We start from the raw sequence: 17,389 nt of genomic DNA on the forward strand, positions 1-17,389 counted from the left end.
CCTGCGCTCAACGGCCGCGCAGCATGGTCAGCAGCGAGCGCGGCACCAGGGCCACCATCGCGACATGCACGACGATGAAGGCCGCCATCACCGCCATCGCGCAGAAGTGCACCACGCGCGCCGTGTCGTAGCCGCCGAACAGCTCGCGCAGCAAGGGAAACTGCACCGATTTCCAGATCGCGAGCCCCGACAGCACCAGCACGATCAGGTCGAGCACCACCACCAGGTAGGCGAGCTTCTGGACCGCGTTGTAGTGCGTCAGGTCCGCGTGCGAGAGCTTGCCGCGCAGGGCCGCGAACAGGTCGCGCAGCACCGCGCCGGGCGACAGCGGGAAGAAGCGCGCCGTGAAGCGTCCGCTGGCGAGGTTGATCGCCAGGTAGACCAGCCCATTGAGCACCAGCAGCCACATCGCCGCGAAATGCCATTGCAGCGCGCCGCCGAGCCAGCCGCCCAGCGTCCACGACGAGGGGAACGTGATCGATTCGAACACCGGCGAGGCGTTGTAGATACGCCAGCCGGACAACATCATCAGCAGCGCGGCCAGCGCATTGAGCCAGTGCGTGACGCGCAGCCAGACCGGATGCACCGGCTTGGCTCGCATCGGCTGCGGCCCGGATCGGGTCAGGGAGAGTGCCATATCGAACACCGCGTAAGTGGATTGCAAGGATTCCTGTTCGTCGAACATGAACCGTCATGCCAAGGTATTCGATGGCGTGGTGATTTCGGTTACACCAGCACGCAAATATTTTTGCCGTCGCGCCGTAACCCGCGCCGCTCAGCCACCGAACTGGACAAGGTGGCCGGCCGAAGCGAAGCGCGCGCCCTTGGGGCGAGGCGATCGGGCCACGCGCTTGCGGCACCCAAATCCTTCGGTTATTCTGCGGCAGTCGTTCTAAAACAGTCGATCTAAAACCCCGATTTCGAAGACCTGAGCCGTCGTACCCAGGCGCGCGGCCCGCGCCGCCCCAGGTCGATGCCAGTCCGGCGGACACGCCCAGTCGCGACCGCCGCCCCGTCATCACAGGATGCACCTTGTACGCAGCGGAAGACCGCCTGAAAGCGCTGTTCGTCAGCGGCCTCGACGGCAACGCCAACGCCTATCACGGCTTTCTGCAGGAACTGACGCGTCACCTGCGCGGCTATCTGCGCAAGCGCATTCCGCAATTGCATGACGACGTCGAGGACCTGGTCCAGGAGATCCTGCTGGCCGTCCACCATGCGCGCCACACCTATCGCAGCGACGAGCCGCTGACGGCCTGGGTGCATGCGATCGCGCGCTACAAGCTGATGGATTTCTTCCGCTCGCGGTTTCGCCGCGAAGCGCTCAACGTGCCCTTCGACGACGACCACGAGGCGATGTTCGCCGTGGCCGACGACGAGCCGGCCCAGGCGCGCCACGATATCGGCAAGCTGCTCGAGCACCTGCCCGACAAGCAGCGGCTGCCGATCCTGCATGTGAAGCTGCAGGGTTTGTCGGTGACCGAGACGGCGGCGCTGACGGGCCTGTCCGAATCGGCGGTGAAGGTGGGCGTGCATCGCGGGCTCAAGGCGCTGGCGGCGCGGATCCGGGGTGAACGATGAGAACCGACGAACTGATCGGCCTGCTCGCCAGCGGTGTCGCGCCCGCCGACCGCGGCGCCGCGGCGCGCCGCTTCGGCACGGCGCTGCCGCTCGGCCTGGGCGGCTCGCTGCTGCTGACCTGGTTGCTGTTCGGCTGGCGGCGCGACCTGGCACCGGCGATGGACACGGCCCTGTTCTGGATCAAGCTCGCCTTTCCGCTGGCCGTGGCGGCTGTCGCCTGGCCGCTGGCCGAACGCCTGGGCCGTCCCGGCTCGCGAGGCGGGCGTCGCTGGTGGCTGCTGGCGCTGCCCTTCCTGCTGGTGTGGATCGGCGGCGCACTCGTGCTGGCCGCCGCGGCGCCCGGAGCGCGCCTGACGCTGATGCTGGGCCTGTCGTGGAAGGTCTGTGCGCTCAATATCCTGCTGCTGTCGACACCGAGCTTCGCCGCGGTGTTCTGGGCCATGCGCGCCCTGGCGGCGACCCGGCCGAGACAGGCCGGCGCGGTGGCCGGGTTGCTCGCCAGCGCGATCGCGACCGCCGCCTATTGCCTGCATTGCCCGGAGATGAGCCCGGCCTTCTGGGCGCTCTGGTATGTGCTGGGGATGTCGTTGCCGGCCGCGCTCGGCGCGCTGCTGGGGCCGCGCCTGCTGCGCTGGTGATCCGGCCGTCGCAGCGCGCTGCCGTTCGTCGATAAGGCGCGAGGCGTCGTCGCGAAGGATATGCCGCCGCTACGTCTCTTGCGCCGGCCCGCGCCGCTTCGCAGCCGGCAGGCTCGCGCCGATCATCGCCAGCGCCGGCCGCACCGCCCCTTCGAGCAACTCGCGCCGCGGCCGCACGCGGGCCAGCACGCGCAAGCCCAGCAGGACCGCGAACAGCATGCGCGCCGTATCGACCGCGGCCAGCTCGGGCGGAATCGTGCCCTCGGCCTGCCCCGCCTCGACACAGCGCAGGAAAAAGGCCTCGATATCTTCCAGGATGCGTTCCAGCAGTTGCTGGAAATCCGCGTCGTGCGGCGCCAGCTCCAGGGCGGTATTGACGATCATGCAGCCCTTGCGCTGCGCGTCCTGCACGGTGAGGCGGATGATCTCGTCGAAGAAGGCGACGATCGCCTCGCGCGGCGCCAGTCGATGCTCGAAGCGCCGCACGCGGTCGCGAAAGCCCGCCTCCACGTAGCGCTCGAAGGACCGGGCATACAGCGCGCGCTTGTCGCCGAAGGCGTTATAGACGCTGGCGCCGGTCATGCCCATCGTCGTCGCCAGATCGCGCACCGAGGTCGAGGCATAACCATGCGACCAGAACTGCGCAATCGCCGCATCGAGCACGGCCTGCTCGTCGAATTCGCGTGGACGGGCCATCGCCGGTTTCCTCCCGTGGAATCGTCCGGGCGCGGGATGCGCCGGAGCCGGTATTTTAGTGCAATCGTTCTGGAATATGCAGGCGCCGCCAGGCGTTCTGCAAGGAACGGGCCGGCCGGCCCCCCTTCTGGAGATGATTCGTGACGCAATCCGTCCTGCAACGCCTGGCTAGGCTCGGCATCGAACTTCCCGCGCCGATCCGCCCGCTCGGCTCCTATCGCAGCGTCTCGATCGTCGGCAATCTCGCGCACGTATCGGGGCTCGGCCCTTTCGAGCAGGGCAAGCCGGTGGTGGGCCAGGTGGGCAGCGAGATCTCGCCGGAACGCGCGCGGCAGGCCGCGCGCCTGACCATGGAGATGATCCTCGCCTGCCTGCACGAGGCCTGCGGGCTCGATCGCGTGCTGCGCTGCGTGAGGCTGACCGTCTATGTGCGCGCCGACGCTTCGTTCACCGCGCATCCGCTGGTGGCCAACGGCGCGAGCGACCTGCTGCGCGAGTTGTTCGGCGACGACGCGCTGCCGGCGCGCAGCGCGCTCGGCGTGCATACGCTGCCGATGGGCATCCCGGTCGAGATCGACAGCATCTTCGAGCTGGCCCCCGCCGACGCGGTGCGCTGAGACGCGCGGAAACGACAACGCGGCGGCACGATGGCCGCCGCGTCGTCTCGATGCTTCGCGCGAACGTCAGGCGAGCGTCGCTGCCGCCGGCGCGCCCGCCTTCACTCGATGGTCGCGATCACCGGCGTGTGATCCGAAGGCTGCTCCCAGGTGCGCGGCACGCGATCGACCTCGCAGGCCGTCAGCGTCCCGGCCAGCGCCGGCGACAGCAGGATGTGGTCGATGCGCAGGCCCGCGTTGCGGCGAAAGCCCATCATCCGGTAATCCCACCAGGTGAAGGTCTTCTCGGGCTGCTCGAAGCGCCGGAAAGCATCGACGAAGCCCATCTCGAGCAGCGCCGCGAAATGCGCGCGCTCCTGCGGCGACACCAGGTTCTGCCCTTCCCACTTGGCCGGATCGTGGACGTCGCGATCCTCGGGGGCGATGTTGTAGTCGCCCAGCAGCGCGAGCTTCGGATGGCGCGTCAGCTCGTCCTTGAGCCAGGCCTGCAGCGCATCGAGCCATTGCAGCTTGTAGACGAACTTCTCCGAATCCGGCGCCTGCCCGTTCGGGAAATAGGCCGAGACGATCCGCAGGCCGTTGACGGTGGCCGCGATCACGCGCTGCTGCGGATCCTCGAAGCCGGGAATGTTCTTCACGACATCGGTCTCGTCCACGCCGAGCGTGTCGCGCACCAGGATCGCCACGCCGTTGTAGGTCTTCTGGCCCGTGAACCAGCTGCGATAGCCGGCCGCCTCGAGGTCGGCCTTCGGGAATTTGTCGTCGGTGAGCTTCAGCTCCTGCAGGCAGAGCACGTCGGCGTGGCTGGTGGCCAGCCAGTCGAGCACGTGCTGTTTGCGCACGTTCAGGGAGTTGACGTTCCAGGTGGCGATCTTCATCGAATCGAATGTCCGTGGTGTACCGGGCGATGCCGGAATGGCCCGGCCGGCCGCGCTGCCGCGCGGTCAGACCGGCTCGACGGGAGTGTACCAGCGCAGAGGAATTGTTCCGTCCGCGCCGGGCGCGTGAAATTTTTTTCTCGGTATTGTTTGACACACACGCGTAATACCCCTATACTTTGTTTTCTCTGACGCGGGGTGGAGCAGTCTGGCAGCTCGTCGGGCTCATAACCCGAAGGTCGTAGGTTCAAATCCTACCCCCGCAACCAAACACATCCGGCGATGTGCCACGCAGTTGACCGCTGCGTGATTCGCCAGACGAAGAACCCGGCCTTGTTGCCGGTTTTTTTGTTTTCCGCGTGCGTTCGCGTTCCATGCAGCCCGCGCGCGACAGGCGGCGAGTTTCCTCGCCGCCCTTCTCTCACCGTCTATCAGCTTCCCGCCTTCGCCGGCGCCGGCCCCAGGTGCGCCCAGAGGAAGCCGAAATCGGCCGCATCCGATTCGGCACGCTCCAGGTCGTCGGCGCTGCCGTGACCGCCGTCGGTGTTCTCCCAGTACCAGACCTGTTCGTGACCGAGCGACTGCATGCGCGCGGCCATCTTGCGCGCATGGGCGGGATGCACACGATCGTCGCGCGTCGAGGTGCTCAGCAGCAAGGGCGGATACATGCGATCCGCGCGCACGCGGTGATACGGCGAATAGGCGGCCAGCGCCGCGCCCTGCCGCGCATCGTCGGGGTCGCCGTATTCGTCGAGCCAGGCCGCGCCCGCGTGCAGCTTCGGGTAACGCTGCATGTCGAGCAAGGGCACCTGGCAGAGCACCGCGCCGTACAACTCGGGCCGCTGCACCATGCAGGCCGCCACCAGCAGGCCGCCGTTGCTGCCGCCCTCGATGCCGAGCTGCGCGGCCGTGGTCACGCCGCTGTCGATCAGGTGCTCGGCCACCGCGATGAAGTCGTCAAAGGAACGCTGCCGATGCTCGCGCTGCGCATCGGTGTGCCAGCGCGAGCCGAACTCGCCGCCGCCGCGGATATGCGCGAAGGCGGCCACGCCGCCGCGCTCCAGCCAGGCGATGCCCAGCGCGTCGCTGTAGGCCGGCAGGTTCGGAATCGCGAAGCCGCCGTAGCCCGACAACAGGCAGGGGCGCGCGGTGCGCCGCGTCGCGCCTTGCGCGTCGGTCTCGCCGTCGAGCGCATCGCGCGGCCCGATCAGCGTGTACGGCACTTCGGTGCCGTCGCGCGAGCGCGCCACCGCGCGACGTACCACCAGGGCGCTCGCCTCGAACTGCACGGGCGGCCGGTCGAGCAACACGCGGCGCGCGGCGGCATCCTCGGCCTGGTCGGCAAGATCGGCGAGCCAGCATTCGGGCGGATCGAGAAAGGTATCGACGTCGACGAACACCTCGTCATTCAGCGTCGGCTCCACCGGCTCGAGATCGATCTCGGCCTCGCCGCTCCAGGCGAACGGCCGCGAAGTCCAGCTCCAGCTGCCGTCCTCCTGCTGTTGCGGCTGCCAGAGCAAGGTGCGATTGCGCACGTCGTCGAGCCAGCTCGCGATCAGCGTGTGGCGCGTGTGGGTCCAGCTGCAGGCCGAGGTCGAGGGCCCCGGCGCGAACAGCGTGGTGAAGCTGCGCGAGCCGGCCAGGAAGGCATCCTCGCGAATCGCCAGCAGCGAACCGCCGGTGTGCAATACGCCCTCGCAATCCCAGTCGAGACGCGGTTCCAGCACCAGCCAGCCGTGCCAGAAGCCGACCACCACGTGCGCGGGCACCTCGTAGCGCCGCCACTCGCCCGCCGCGTCGAGCCGATAGGTATGCAGGTCGAAGAAGTCGACGCTGCGCCAGGCGGTATGGCGCTGCTCGATCGGATCAAAGGCCGCGCCGGCGCTGATGTCGTCGGGCTCGCCGCGGAACACCACGGGCGCCGCGTCGAGCGCCGTGCCGCGCGTCCAGCGCCGCACCTCGTAGGGATAACCGGCCTCGGTAGTCGAATCCTCGTCGCGCTCCCAGCTCACGTAGACGGTATCGCGATCGATCCAGTCGACCGTGTGATTGCCGGGTTCGTCGATCCGGAAACCGTCCTCGACGAAACAGCGCCGCTCCAGGTCGAACTCGCGCACCACCACCGCGTCGGCGCCGCCCGGCGACAGCGACAACAGCGCGCGATCGCCGTCGGGATAGAGGATCGCGTCGTGCTCGAACACCCAGGATTCGCGCTCGTGCGCGCCGAGCGCGTCGACGTCGAGCAGCACCTGCCAGTCCGGTTTGCCGGCGCGCCAGTCGTCCCAGCGCGCGCGGCGCCACAGGCCCTTGGGATGGCGATCGTCCTGCCAGAGGTCGTAGGCCCACTCGCGCCAGCGCGCCGGGATCACGGGCCGCTCGCGCGGCAGGTAGGCCTTGGCCAGGCGCGCGGCGAGCGCGTCGAAGGCTTCGTCGTGGCGCAGCGCGGCGTGGGTGCGCGCGTTCTGCTCGTCGACCCAGGCGCGGGCGCGCCGGCTGTCGAGCGATTCGAGGAACTTGAAGGGATCCGGCCCGTCGGGCCAGTGGAACGAATCGGACATCGTGGTTCGGCTGGAGAGCAAACCCCGATTATGTCCGATCGCGCGGCACGCGATGAAAAGCGTGGAAAACCGCGAGCGACCACGCAAGGCGACGCATCGAGCATGCCGGCCGCGACATCTCGCGAAACGGCAAACGCGCGGCAGCCGGTGAAGGCCGCCACGCGTCTGCCGTCCGGCATCACGGCTCCAGGTGCAGTTCCTGGATCTTGCGCGTGATGGTGTTGCGGCCGATGCCGAGCCGCTCGGCCGCCTCGACCTTGCGGCCGCGCGTGAAGTCGAGCGCCTCGCGGATCACGGCCGCCTCGAAGCGGCGCGCGAGTTCGTCCATCACGTCGGCCGAGTTCTCGCGCAGCAGCCGCGCGACCTCGGTGCGCAGGCCTTGCTCCCAGACCGGATGGCTGGACACGGGCGCGGCCACCGCGCCGCTGGCGATCGGCGCGCCCGGCAGCATGCCGCCGGGCATGCCGCCCATCGCGCCATTCGTGCCGGCCGGCAGCGCATCGCTGCTGACCGCCGCCGTGGCCGGCGTCACGCCCTCGCCGGGCGCGGCCTGCGCCGGGCCCAGGTCGGGCGGCAGGTCCTTGATCTCGACGGTCTGCGCCGGCGCCATCACGGTCAGCCAGTTCGCGAGGTTCTCCAACTGCCGCACGTTGCCGGGGAACGGCAGCGAGGTCAGGTAGGCGAGCGCCTCGTCCGAGACGCGCTTGGGCTCGACGCCGAGATCGCGCGCGCTCTTCTGCAGGAAGTGGCGCGTGAGCAGCGGGATGTCCTCGCTGCGCTCGCGCAGCGCCGGCAGCCGCAGCCGGATCACGTTGAGGCGGTGATACAAGTCCTCGCGGAACAGGCCCTGGCGCACCCGCGACTCGAGGTTCTGGTGGGTCGCCGCGATCACGCGCACATTGGCGCGCAGCGGGTTGTGGCCGCCCACGCGATAGAACTGCCCGTCCGACAGCACGCGCAGCAGGCGCGTCTGCAGGTCGAAGGGCATGTCGCCGATTTCGTCGAGGAACAGCGTGCCGTTCTCGGCCTGCTCGAAACGGCCCTGGCGCGTAGTCTGCGCGCCCGTGAAGGCGCCGCGCTCGTGGCCGAACAGTTCGGACTCCAGCAGGTCCTTCGGGATCGCCGCGGTGTTCAGCGCGATGAAGGGGCCGTTCGCGCGCGGGCTATGGCGGTGCAGCGCACGCGCCACCAGCTCCTTGCCGGTGCCCGATTCGCCCGTGATCAACACGGTCGCGGCCGAATGCGAGAGCCGGCCGATGGCGCGGAACATGTCCTGCATGGCAGGCGCCTGGCCCAGCATCTCGGGCGCGTCGGCGAGCTTGTCGTCGTCGGGCACGCCACCGCGCAGGCTTTCCTCGACCGCGCGCCGGATCAGCTCGACCGCCTTGTCGACGTCGAAGGGCTTGGCCAGGTACTCGAAGGCGCCGCCCTGGAACGCGGCCACCGCGCTGTCGAGGTCGGAGAACGCGGTCATGATGATGACGGGCAGGCCCGGCAGGCGCTCGTGCATCGCCTGCAGCAGCTCAAGGCCCGAACCGCCCGGCATCCGGATGTCGGATACCAGCACCTGCGGCGATTCATGGTCGAGCGCGGCCAGCGCCTCACGAACGTTCGAGAAGCTTCGGGTCGCGAAGCTGTCGCGCGCGAGTGCCTTTTCGAGCACCCAGCGAATCGATTGGTCGTCGTCTACTATCCAGATCGGCTTCATAGGTCGGTCAGATGGATCGGTGAGTCGCTGCACTGCCGCTCAATGATCGAGCGGCAGCAAAATCTGAAATTCGGTACGCCCCGGCCGGCTTTCCACCTCGATCATCCCATCGTGCTGCTGCACGAAGGTCTGCGCGAGCGTGAGGCCGAGGCCGCTGCCGTCCTCTCGCCCCGACACCAGCGGATAGAAGATCCGGTCGCGGATGTCCTCGGGAATGCCGGGGCCGTTGTCGATCACGTGCAAGTCCAGTGCCAGCTTGAACAGTTTCTTGCCGATCGTGATCTTGCGCGCCACGCGGGTGCGCAATTCGATGCGCGCATCGCCCTGGGCGATGCGTTCGCGCAGCGCCTGGGCGGCGTTGCGCACGATATTGAGCAGCGCCTGGATCAGCTGCTCCTTGTCGCCGCGCAGGTCGGGCACGCTGACGTCGTAGTCGCGCTCGATGGTCAGCCCGCGCGGGAATTCGGCCAGCATCACGGCGCGCACGCGCTCGCAAACCTCGTGCACGTTGACGTCGCCGACGATGTGCGGATGCCGGTGCGGCTCCAGCAGCCGGTCAACCAGCGTCTGCAGCCGATCGGATTCCTTGATGATCACCTGCGTGTACTCGCGCAGCTCGCCGCGCTCGCGCTCGGACAGCTCGAACTCGAGCAGTTGCGCCGCGCCGCGGATGCCGCCGAGCGGATTCTTGATCTCGTGCGCGAGATTGCGGATCAGGTGCTTGTTGACCGCGGTCAGGTCGTGGATCCGCTCCTCGCGGTCGGTGCGCGACTGCCGCTCGTTCTCGAACAGCTCGACCAGCACGTAGTCGGGCGCGCCCTCCAGGAAACCGACGATCGCATGCACGTGCAGCGCCTCGCGGCCCGGCCGCTCCAGCACGGTGTCGAGATGGGTGGCCTGGAAACGGCCCTCGCCGATCGCGGTGATGGTGGTCGCCAGCTCGGTCGAGTTGGGGAACAGGTCGCTCCAGGGCATCTGCGCGAGCTGGCGGCGCGAGATGTCGAGCATCGCCTCGGCCGACGGGTTCGCGAAGGCGATCCGCAGCGTGCGGCGATCGAGCACCAGCACCACCGTGGGCAGCGCCTCGAGCCCGTTCAGCAGCCCCGAGCGCAACAGCCTCTCGTCGTCCGACAGCCGCTCCGGCTGCCCTGCCCTGGCCTTGATCAGATTCTTCAGAACCATCTTGCGTGGATGCCCGCTCATGACTGGTGAAACGGTGCAATGAAAAAGGGACGGCCCAACGCCGTCCCCTTCGCGTGTGTCCGGCTGCCGGGAAGCTTTCGCTCCCGGAAGCCGGACGGCAGGACGGCGCTTCGCTCGATGACGTGACGAAGCGCCATCGCCACGCTTACAGCGAGTAGTACATCTCGAACTCGACCGGGTGCGTGGTCATGCGGAACTTCGCGAGTTCCTGTTCCTTCAGGCCCAGGTACGCGTCGATCATCGCATCGGTGAACACGCCGCCGCGCGTCAGGAACTCGCGATCCTTGTCGAGTGCCTCGAGCGCCTGGTCCAGGCCCGCGCAGACGGTCGGGATCTTCGCATCCTCTTCCGGCGGCAGGTCGTACAGGTTCTTGTCGGCGGCCTCGCCCGGATGGATCTTGTTCTGGATACCGTCCAGACCTGCCATCAGCAGGGCCGAGAAGCACAGGTACGGGTTCGCCATCGGATCCGGGAAGCGCGTCTCGATACGACGGCCCTTCGGGTTCGACACGTGCGGAATGCGGATCGATGCCGAGCGGTTGCGTGCCGAGTAGGCCAGCTTGACCGGTGCCTCGAAGTGCGGGACCAGACGCTTGTACGAGTTCGTCGTCGGGTTGGTGATCGCGTTCAGCGCACGGGCGTGCTTGATGATGCCGCCGATGTAGAACAGCGCCGTTTCCGACAGGCCGGCGTAGCCGTTGCCCGCGAACAGGTTCTGGCCGTCCTTCCAGATCGACTGGTGCACGTGCATGCCCGAGCCGTTGTCGCCGACCACCGGCTTCGGCATGAAGGTCGCCGTCTTGCCGTAGGAATGCGCGACGTTGTGGACGATGTACTTCAGCCATTGCGTCCAGTCGGCGCGCTCGACCAGGGTCGAGAACTTCGTGCCGATTTCGTTCTGGCCCTGGCCCGCCACTTCGTGGTGGTGCACTTCGACCGGGATGCCGATCTGCTCGAGCAGCAGGCACATTTCCGAACGGATGTCCTGGAACGTGTCGACCGGCGCGACTGGGAAGTAGCCGCCCTTGGTGCCCGGGCGGTGGCCCGTGTTGCCGCCTTCGAAGTCCTTGCCCGACGACCACGGGGCTTCCTCGGAATTGATCTTCACGAAGGTGCCCGACATGTCCGTGTTCCACTGGACCGAGTCGAAAATGAAGAATTCCGGCTCCGGACCGAAGAAGGCCGTGTCGCCGATGCCCGTGCTCTTCAGGTAGGCTTCGGCGCGCTTGGCCAGCGAGCGCGGGTCGCGCTCATAGCCCTTGCCGTCGGCCGGCTCGACCACGTCGCAGGTCAGCACCAGGGTCGACTCTTCGTAGAACGGGTCGACGAAGGCGGCGGCCGGATCCGGCATGAGCAGCATGTCCGACGCTTCGATCCCCTTCCAGCCCGCGATCGACGAACCGTCGAATGCATGGCCGCTTTCGAACTTGTCTTCGTCGAAAGCCGACACCGGCACCGACACGTGCTGTTCCTTGCCGCGCGTGTCCGTGAAGCGGAAATCGACAAACTTGACGTCCTCGTCCTTCACGAGCTGCATGACGTCGGCGACGGTTTTACTCATAACCTCTTCTCCTGATTGAACAAATCCGGCGGACTGGGACCGCCTCCGTTAAGCGGATGAATCGGCTTCGGTGCTGGAGCGCAGCAAGGGGGCCGACTTGACCGGAGCTACTAAAGCAGCTTCCATGCCACCCATGCGCCAGTTCGGCGCGGCGGGCGGCGAACCGCGCCGGGACAGGGCCGGCCCGCGCGCTTTCGGGGCTTGGCCGGCTCGGCTCGGCGCATTCGATGCACCAAATATAGGCAAAAACGAGAGAAACGCACCAAAATAATGCCGATCCGTCCCCAAGGGTAGATTCTGCACCGACTTGGTGATTTTGCGCGCCACCGGCAGGCAGACGCGCGCTCGCGGCCCGGCGCCCGGCCCGCGCGGCTCGCGCGCTAGAATGCCGGTTTGAGTCGACCAGAGAGTCTCGCCATGACCACGCTCGAACAGCTCTATGCCCACGCCGACGCGCACCGCGTCGAAGGCAAGCTGAACTACGGCGGCGCCCTGCCGCCCGCCGAAGCCTTCGAACTGCTGCAACTGGAGCCGGCCGTGCGCCTGGTCGACGTGCGCACCCGCGCCGAGCTCGACTGGGTCGGCCGCCCGCTGGTCGGCGACGGCCAGTACGCGCATATCGAATGGACCCGCTATCCCGGCGGCGTGCCGAATCCCGATTTCATCGAGCAGTTGAAGGCGGTGGCCGGGCCCGACACGCCGGTGCTGTTCCTGTGCCGCAGCGCGGCGCGCTCGAAGCTGGCCGCGGTGGCCGCCGCGCAGGCCGGCTACACGAAGGCGTTCGACGTGCTCGAGGGTTTCGAGGGCGCGAAGGACGGTCAAGGGCATCGGAAGACGGTCGAAGGCTGGTGCTATCGCAAGCTGCCCTGGATCGGCGCTTGAAGGTGGCAGGCGGTCGGGCTCATCGTCCGGCCGCGCGATGACATCACGATGACGGGCCGCGAGTTGCGGCCCGTGTCGTTTGCGGGGAAGCCCCGCTGCCGAGGCAGGGAAAACGGTTGGTGCCGCGGCTCAGCGCGCCGCGTCGGGCTCGACGATATCGCCGCCGAGATGATGCACGCCCTCGCGCAGCTTCACGAAGGCGGCCGCCACCGCTTCCGGTTCGCCCTTCACGCCCAGCTCGATATGGCGGCGCGCATAGATGCCGCCGCGCTCCGCGTCGCCCACGCTGGGCAGGCTGAACACGCGCACGCCGGCGAAATCCTGCTCGATGCGCTCCATCAGCGGCGTCAGCGTCGATTCCGGCAGCTCGAACACCAGCACCGAGCGCTCGGTAAACGGCGTCGCGTGATGCAGGTGCTGGTACCGGGTATCGAGCACCCACTCCATCATCGGCCAGGCCATCACCGGGAAGCCGGGCACGAAATGCACGTCGCCGCAGGAAAAGCCCGGGATCTTGTTGTAGCCGTTCGGGATGATGGCGGCGCCCTGCGGGAAGGTGCCCATCTCGAAGCGGTGGCGGTTCTCCGGCGACTCGAAATCGACCGGCGTGGCGGCGTCGCCGTGCATCTCGCGGATGCGTTCCGCGATCAGCTCGCGCGCCTCGGGATGCAGCGCGAGCGGCACGCCGAGCGCGGCCGCCGCGCATTGGCGCGTGTGATCGTCGGGCGTGGCGCCGATGCCGCCGGTCGAGAACACGATGTCGCCGGCCGCGAAGGCGCGCTTGAGCGCCGCCGTGATGCGCTCGCGCGAATCGCCGACGTACTCGGCCCAGTCGAGCGCGAGGCCGCGCGCGCCGAGCAGCTCGATGATCTTCGCCAGATGCTTGTCCTGACGGCGACCGGACAGGATCTCGTCGCCGATGATGATGATGCCGATGCTCATTGATGCCTCGTCAATGCTTGGGAAGGTGCGGCGGCGGCCGCTCGCAGGTCCTGCAGCGCGTGCAGGCAATAGAAACCGAACCACAATGCCGAGAAGACGAGGATGAAGGCATAGACCCAGATCATCGCCGCCGCGACGAACGGGAACAGCACCATCGTCCAGATCGACGATACCCAGATGAAGGTCGGCACCGTGCCGAGCAGGCCGCTGGCGATGCCGATCCCCAGCAGCGGCCAGCGGTGCCGGCGCACCAGCGCGCGCCGCTCCTCGGCGCTGGCATGCTGGGCGAGCGCGTCGTAGCTCATCACGCGATAGGTCAGCCAGCCCCAGATCAGCGGCGGCAGCAGCGCGAAGAACGGCGGGATCAGCCACAGCGGCAGCGTGACGACCAGCACCACGATGCTGGCCAGCGCGGCCCACAGCGAATTGAAGGCGCTGCCGTACCAGGTACCGCCGCGCCGCTGCTCGAGCGAGGCGAACTGGCGCCGCGACAGGTGGGCGACCACCACCGGCGTCGAGATGGCGGCGATCAGCAGCAGCACGGTCAGCACGATCAGCGGAATCGCCACCGCCACCACCAGGAACGGCGCCACCACCGCATGCAGTTGCGGCACGCCGATCGAGGCGAAGAAATGGTAGATCCAGGAGGTCAGCGCGAAGCCCTCGAGCGCGGCGCGCGCGAGGCCCACCAGCGGCTGCCAGGCGAACCAGAGCACGATGCCCCAGCCGAGCGCGGCGACGATGAACGGCACGAACGTGAGCCAGAGCATCCGCGGGTGCAGCGCACTCGCGAGAGCCCGGCCGAAGGAGCGCAGCAGGTCGGTCATGCGGGCGGATAGGGGGAGAAATGGATCAGGGCGGCCCCAAGCATAAACCACGTCGCGCCCGGCCGGCAAAACCGCGATGCGCCCGGGCCGGGATGGGGATGCCGAAGCGGCGGGCCCAGCCCGCGATGAACCACCGGGGCGCCCAAAAGCACACCGCCCGGATTCGGGAGAACCGGGCGGTTTCGGCAAGCGGGGGCAATCCTGTCGTATGTCGTCGGGCAGGCCCGGCGGCGGCGCTCAGGCCGTGCCGGCCGAGACACCCGGCTTGCCGGGCTTGCGGCCTGCCAGGCGTCGCGCGATGCGTACCATCGCGAGCCAGTGCTGGGACCAGAAACCGTCGCCATAGGACACGCCCTGGTATTGCTCGCGGATGCCGGTGGGCTCGGGCGTCTTGTTCCAGGAGGCGGTGCGGAACAGCATGTCCCACCAAGGGAACAGCACGCCGAAATTGCAGCCGTAGGCGGTGCCTTCGTGGCCGTAGCCGACCGCGTGATGGCGCCGGTGGAAGGCCGGGCTGACCAGCAGGCGCTCGCCGAGCCAGCCGAACGGCAGCCGCGCATTGGTGTGCTGCACGCTCTGCACGAAGTTCGAGAGCGCCGTGAGCACCACGAACTGCGAGGGCGACACGCCGATCACCAGCGCGATGGCGGCGAAGAAACAGCCCTGGATCAGGTCGTCGAGCAGGTGGTTGCGGTCGTCGGTCCACAGCGACATCTGCCGCTGGCTGTGATGGACCGCGTGCAGCTCCCACCACACGCCGAAGCGGTGCTGCCAGCGGTGGTACCAGTAGCCGGCGAAATCGAGCACCACCAGGTAGATCAGGAAGGCCACCAGCGGCTGGGAGGTCACCCCGGGCCACAGCGTGTCGAGATTGAGGTTCGCGACGCCCTTGAGCCGCAGCCACGACTGGAAGTTGTCGAACAGGGGCTGCATCGCGAAGAAGAAGAACAGCGTGAAGATGCCGAGCTTGGCGATCAGCGTGTAGAGCACGTCGACGCGCGTCTCGCGGCGGTGCTGCCACGACTCGGCCGGCCGCAGCGCCTCGAGCGGACGCAGCAGCAGGTACATCGCCACCACCTGCAGCGCGCCGACGATCACCCAGTACAGCGCGTCGTAGGTGTCCTCGTCGTAGTCCATCAGGTCGAACCTGAACATCAGCGGCTGGACGATATCGACGTACAGCCAGGTCTGCAGGTTCGACACGAAGGTATCGAGCATCGAGGCGATCATGTGCAGCATCGGCGTGCTCCGGCCGGCGTCAGGCGCCGTTGGGCGCCGTCACCGGCGCGCGATCGTAGAAATAGATGCCGTGCGGCGAGCGGCCGACCGGGATCGTCTGGATCAGGCGGCGGCTGGCCAGGTCGATCACGCCGACCTTCTTGGCGAAGCGGAAGGTCACCCACAGCGTCTTGCGATCGGCCGATAGCTCCATGTCGTCGGGGCCGGGCAGCAGGCCGGTGATGTCGCCGACGTTGGTGAGCGTGTTCTCGTCGATGATGCTGATGGTGTTCGCGACCCGATTGGTCACCGCCACGTGGGTGCCGTCGGCCAGCGAGCGGAAGTTGTGGGCGCCCTTGCCGGTCGGGATGGTCTTGACCACCTTCTGGTTGCGCCAGTCCACCACCGCCACGTAGTCGGCGCCGGTCATGCCGACCAGCACGTACTTGTCGCCGGGCGTCATCCACAGGCCGGCCGGCACCTTGCCGACCTTCATCTTCCACTTGACCGTCTGGGTCGGCAGGTCGATCGCGGCCAGCTCGCCCGACACCTGCAGCGACACCAGCACGGTGCGGCTGTCCCGGGTGAAGGCCAGGTGGCTCGGCATCACCTGCAGCGGCACGCGCTTGACCAGGTGGACGTTCTGGCCGTCGTAGCCGTAGATGTCGACGCGGTCCAGGCGCAGGCCGGCCGCCACGAACCACTTGCGGTCGGGCGAGAAGCCGAGCTGGTAGGGATCGTCGATGCCTTCCACGGTGCGCTGCGGCGCGCCGGTGCGCGGATCGAGGAACATCAGGCTGTTCGAGACCGAATTGGCGACGATCAGCGAGGAATTGTCGGGCGTCGCCATCAGGTGATGCGGTTCCTTGCCGGTCGGCAGCGTACCGACCACCTGGTGCGAGTTCTGGTCGATCAGCGACAGGGTCGCCTCGGCCGAATTCAGCACGATCACGTTATTGGCAAAGGCGGCGGGCGCCGCGGCGACGGTCAGCGCGCCGAACAGCAGGGCGGCGCGACCGAGGGACAGGAAATTGCGCATGGAGACTCACGTCGAGAAACAGCCGTCATTGTAGAACGTTCGAGCGGACGTCCGGTTGACCGGCCGCCCGCCCGAATTCGCCTGCGCAGCCGGAATTGCGCTAGCGCTGCAGCGACTCCCAGACCTTGTGCAGCCGCTTGACCGAGACCGGCATCGGGGTGCGAAGTTCCTGCGCGAACAGCGAGATGCGTAATTCCTCGAGCAGCCAGCGGAACTCGGTGAGCCGCGCATCGGCCGCCCCGCCGCGCTGCGACAGGGCCCGCTGGTACTGCTGGTTGAGCGGCGCGAACTCGGCCAACTGGCGCGCGTCGCGGGCCGCGTCGGCCTTCAGCTTGTCGATGCGCATCGCGATCCCCTTCAGGTAGCGCGGGAAGTGCGCGAGCTGCGGGTACGGCGTGTCGATCACGAAGCGCTTGCCGACCAGCGCGCCGAGCTGGGCCGTCATGTCGGCATGGGCGGCCGCGAAGGGCTTGGCCTGGGCCAGCTTCTTGCCGAGCCCGGCGTACTCGGCCAGGATCTGGCCGACCAGCCGCGCGATCTCCTGCGCCAGCAGGTTCAGGCGGCTGCGGCCCTCGTCGCGGCGCGCGTGGAAGCCCGCGTCGTCGACCGGCAGCGGGTCCTGCAGGCAGGCGCGGTCGAGCGCCGTATCGATCAACTGGTCGCGCAGCTCGTCCTGCGAGCCCAGCGTCATGTACTGCATCGCCATCTCGCGCAGGCCCGGCAGGTTCTTCTCCAGGTACTTGATCGGCTCCTTCAACTGCAGCGCGAACAGGCGCCGCAGCCCGGCGCGGTGGATGCGCGCCGCCTCCTCGGGCGAGTCGAACACCTCGACGTCGCAATGCGTGCCGCGATCGACCAGGGCCGGGTAGCCGAACAGGGTCTGGCCGCGCCGGCGGATTTCCAGCAGCTCGGGCAGCTTGCCGAAGTTCCAGGTGGTGAGGTTCTCGTAGAGCGCGGTCGCGCCGCCGCCCTGCGCGCCTTGCCCACCTTGGCCGCCCTCGCCCGCGCCGCCGGCCGCGCCCTTGGCGGTGGCCGGCGCGG

At 68.1% G+C, this 17,389-nt stretch carries 16 protein-coding genes and 1 tRNA gene; 5 read left to right on the top strand and 12 right to left on the bottom strand.

The genetic code is table 11. The features are described 5' to 3' along the window. Positions 1 to 7 precede the first annotated feature (7 nt). Positions 8 to 637 (bottom strand): cytochrome b/b6 domain-containing protein, encoded by a 630-nt coding sequence (locus tag F3J10_RS19885; RefSeq protein ID WP_167242821.1) that lies wholly within the window; start codon positions 635 to 637, stop codon positions 8 to 10. A gap of 395 nt (positions 638 to 1,032) precedes the next feature. Here F3J10_RS19885 and F3J10_RS19890 point away from each other — a divergent pair, with 395 nt between their 5' ends. Both F3J10_RS19890 and F3J10_RS19895 read left to right on the top strand, forming a co-directional pair. Beyond that, positions 1,033 to 1,581 (top strand): sigma-70 family RNA polymerase sigma factor, encoded by a 549-nt coding sequence (locus F3J10_RS19890; protein ID WP_025099847.1) that lies wholly within the window; start codon positions 1,033 to 1,035, stop codon positions 1,579 to 1,581. Then, positions 1,578 to 2,219, top strand: coding sequence for a DUF1109 domain-containing protein (locus F3J10_RS19895; RefSeq protein ID WP_167242822.1), 642 nt, complete (start codon positions 1,578 to 1,580; stop codon positions 2,217 to 2,219). The genes F3J10_RS19890 and F3J10_RS19895 overlap by 4 nt, the downstream gene beginning before the upstream one ends. Positions 2,220 to 2,288: 69 nt before the next feature. Here the strand turns inward: F3J10_RS19895 and F3J10_RS19900 are convergent, their stop codons facing one another. After that, positions 2,289 to 2,915 carry a TetR/AcrR family transcriptional regulator gene (locus F3J10_RS19900; RefSeq protein WP_167242823.1) on the bottom strand — a complete coding sequence of 209 codons (627 nt, stop codon included), beginning with the start codon at positions 2,913 to 2,915 and terminating at the stop codon, positions 2,289 to 2,291. A gap of 140 nt (positions 2,916 to 3,055) precedes the next feature. On the opposite strand from F3J10_RS19900, the gene F3J10_RS19905 reads away from it, so the two are divergent. After that, a complete protein-coding gene (locus F3J10_RS19905; RefSeq protein ID WP_167242824.1) occupies positions 3,056 to 3,532 on the top strand; it encodes a RidA family protein in 477 nt (158 codons plus the stop codon). Positions 3,533 to 3,633: 101 nt separating this feature from the next. On the opposite strand, the gene xth is transcribed toward F3J10_RS19905, so the two are convergent. Next, positions 3,634 to 4,410, bottom strand: coding sequence for an exodeoxyribonuclease III (gene xth / locus F3J10_RS19910; protein ID WP_025099843.1), 777 nt, complete (start codon positions 4,408 to 4,410; stop codon positions 3,634 to 3,636). A gap of 192 nt (positions 4,411 to 4,602) precedes the next feature. Between xth and F3J10_RS19915 the strand changes: the two genes are divergently transcribed. Then, positions 4,603 to 4,679 (top strand) — tRNA-Met (locus tag F3J10_RS19915). A 162-nt stretch (positions 4,680 to 4,841) separates the two neighbouring features. On the opposite strand, the gene F3J10_RS19920 is transcribed toward F3J10_RS19915, so the two are convergent. From F3J10_RS19920 to glnA, 4 genes are all read right to left on the bottom strand, one after another. Further along, entirely contained in the window at positions 4,842 to 6,968 is a 2,127-nt protein-coding gene (locus tag F3J10_RS19920) for a prolyl oligopeptidase family serine peptidase (protein WP_025099842.1), read from the bottom strand. A 178-nt stretch (positions 6,969 to 7,146) separates the two neighbouring features. Continuing rightward, positions 7,147 to 8,676, bottom strand: a complete 1,530-nt coding sequence (gene ntrC / locus F3J10_RS19925; RefSeq protein ID WP_167242825.1) for a nitrogen regulation protein NR(I) — start codon at positions 8,674 to 8,676, stop codon at positions 7,147 to 7,149. Between the two features lie 39 nt (positions 8,677 to 8,715). Further along, positions 8,716 to 9,858 (bottom strand): nitrogen regulation protein NR(II), encoded by a 1,143-nt coding sequence (gene glnL, locus F3J10_RS19930; protein WP_025099840.1) that lies wholly within the window; start codon positions 9,856 to 9,858, stop codon positions 8,716 to 8,718. Positions 9,859 to 10,024: 166 nt separating this feature from the next. Beyond that, the gene (glnA, locus tag F3J10_RS19935; protein WP_013698767.1) at positions 10,025 to 11,440 is read right to left on the bottom strand and encodes a type I glutamate--ammonia ligase; all 1,416 of its coding nucleotides are present in this window, start codon (positions 11,438 to 11,440) and stop codon (positions 10,025 to 10,027) included. 417 nt (positions 11,441 to 11,857) lie between these two features. On the opposite strand from glnA, the gene F3J10_RS19940 reads away from it, so the two are divergent. After that, the gene (locus tag F3J10_RS19940) at positions 11,858 to 12,322 is read left to right on the top strand and encodes a rhodanese-like domain-containing protein (RefSeq protein WP_167242826.1); all 465 of its coding nucleotides are present in this window, start codon (positions 11,858 to 11,860) and stop codon (positions 12,320 to 12,322) included. A 129-nt stretch (positions 12,323 to 12,451) separates the two neighbouring features. Here F3J10_RS19940 and F3J10_RS19945 read toward each other — a convergent pair whose 3' ends face one another. The 5 genes from F3J10_RS19945 to F3J10_RS19965 all read right to left on the bottom strand — a co-directional run. After that, the gene (locus F3J10_RS19945) at positions 12,452 to 13,264 is read right to left on the bottom strand and encodes a molybdopterin-binding protein (protein ID WP_025099839.1); all 813 of its coding nucleotides are present in this window, start codon (positions 13,262 to 13,264) and stop codon (positions 12,452 to 12,454) included. Continuing rightward, complete coding sequence (locus F3J10_RS19950; RefSeq protein WP_025099838.1) at positions 13,261 to 14,091, bottom strand: EI24 domain-containing protein; 831 nt, start codon at positions 14,089 to 14,091, stop codon at positions 13,261 to 13,263. The genes F3J10_RS19945 and F3J10_RS19950 overlap by 4 nt, the downstream gene beginning before the upstream one ends. Positions 14,092 to 14,328: 237 nt before the next feature. Then, complete coding sequence (locus F3J10_RS19955) at positions 14,329 to 15,330, bottom strand: sterol desaturase family protein (RefSeq protein WP_025099837.1); 1,002 nt, start codon at positions 15,328 to 15,330, stop codon at positions 14,329 to 14,331. 19 nt (positions 15,331 to 15,349) lie between these two features. Next, complete coding sequence (locus F3J10_RS19960; RefSeq protein WP_025099836.1) at positions 15,350 to 16,348, bottom strand: beta-propeller fold lactonase family protein; 999 nt, start codon at positions 16,346 to 16,348, stop codon at positions 15,350 to 15,352. 100 nt (positions 16,349 to 16,448) lie between these two features. Continuing rightward, positions 16,449 to 17,389, bottom strand: a 941-nt coding sequence (locus F3J10_RS19965; RefSeq protein WP_167242827.1) for a DUF3418 domain-containing protein, incomplete at its 5' end; no start/stop codon positions are given.

It is taken from the genome of Burkholderia sp. Cy-637, from assembly GCF_011753175.1.
GTDB classification, from domain to species: domain Bacteria; phylum Pseudomonadota; class Gammaproteobacteria; order Burkholderiales; family Burkholderiaceae; genus Burkholderia; species Burkholderia gladioli.

Bases quoted from the DNA above. Each gene is read 5' to 3' on its own strand.
- F3J10_RS19885 (WP_167242821.1), bottom strand. From the start codon at position 637: ATGGCACTCTCCCTGACCCGATCCGGGCCGCAGCCGATGCGAGCCAAG.
- F3J10_RS19895 (WP_167242822.1), top strand. From the start codon at position 1,578: ATGAGAACCGACGAACTGATCGGCCTGCTCGCCAGCGGTGTCGCGCCC.
- F3J10_RS19900 (WP_167242823.1), bottom strand. From the start codon at position 2,915: ATGGCCCGTCCACGCGAATTCGACGAGCAGGCCGTGCTCGATGCGGCG.
- xth (WP_025099843.1), bottom strand. From the start codon at position 4,410: ATGAAGATCGCCACCTGGAACGTCAACTCCCTGAACGTGCGCAAACAG.
- F3J10_RS19920 (WP_025099842.1), bottom strand. From the start codon at position 6,968: ATGTCCGATTCGTTCCACTGGCCCGACGGGCCGGATCCCTTCAAGTTC.
- ntrC (WP_167242825.1), bottom strand. From the start codon at position 8,676: ATGAAGCCGATCTGGATAGTAGACGACGACCAATCGATTCGCTGGGTG.
- glnL (WP_025099840.1), bottom strand. From the start codon at position 9,858: ATGGTTCTGAAGAATCTGATCAAGGCCAGGGCAGGGCAGCCGGAGCGG.
- glnA (WP_013698767.1), bottom strand. From the start codon at position 11,440: ATGAGTAAAACCGTCGCCGACGTCATGCAGCTCGTGAAGGACGAGGAC.
- F3J10_RS19940 (WP_167242826.1), top strand. From the start codon at position 11,858: ATGACCACGCTCGAACAGCTCTATGCCCACGCCGACGCGCACCGCGTC.
- F3J10_RS19945 (WP_025099839.1), bottom strand. From the start codon at position 13,264: ATGAGCATCGGCATCATCATCATCGGCGACGAGATCCTGTCCGGTCGC.
- F3J10_RS19950 (WP_025099838.1), bottom strand. From the start codon at position 14,091: ATGACCGACCTGCTGCGCTCCTTCGGCCGGGCTCTCGCGAGTGCGCTG.
- F3J10_RS19955 (WP_025099837.1), bottom strand. From the start codon at position 15,330: ATGCTGCACATGATCGCCTCGATGCTCGATACCTTCGTGTCGAACCTG.
- F3J10_RS19960 (WP_025099836.1), bottom strand. From the start codon at position 16,348: ATGCGCAATTTCCTGTCCCTCGGTCGCGCCGCCCTGCTGTTCGGCGCG.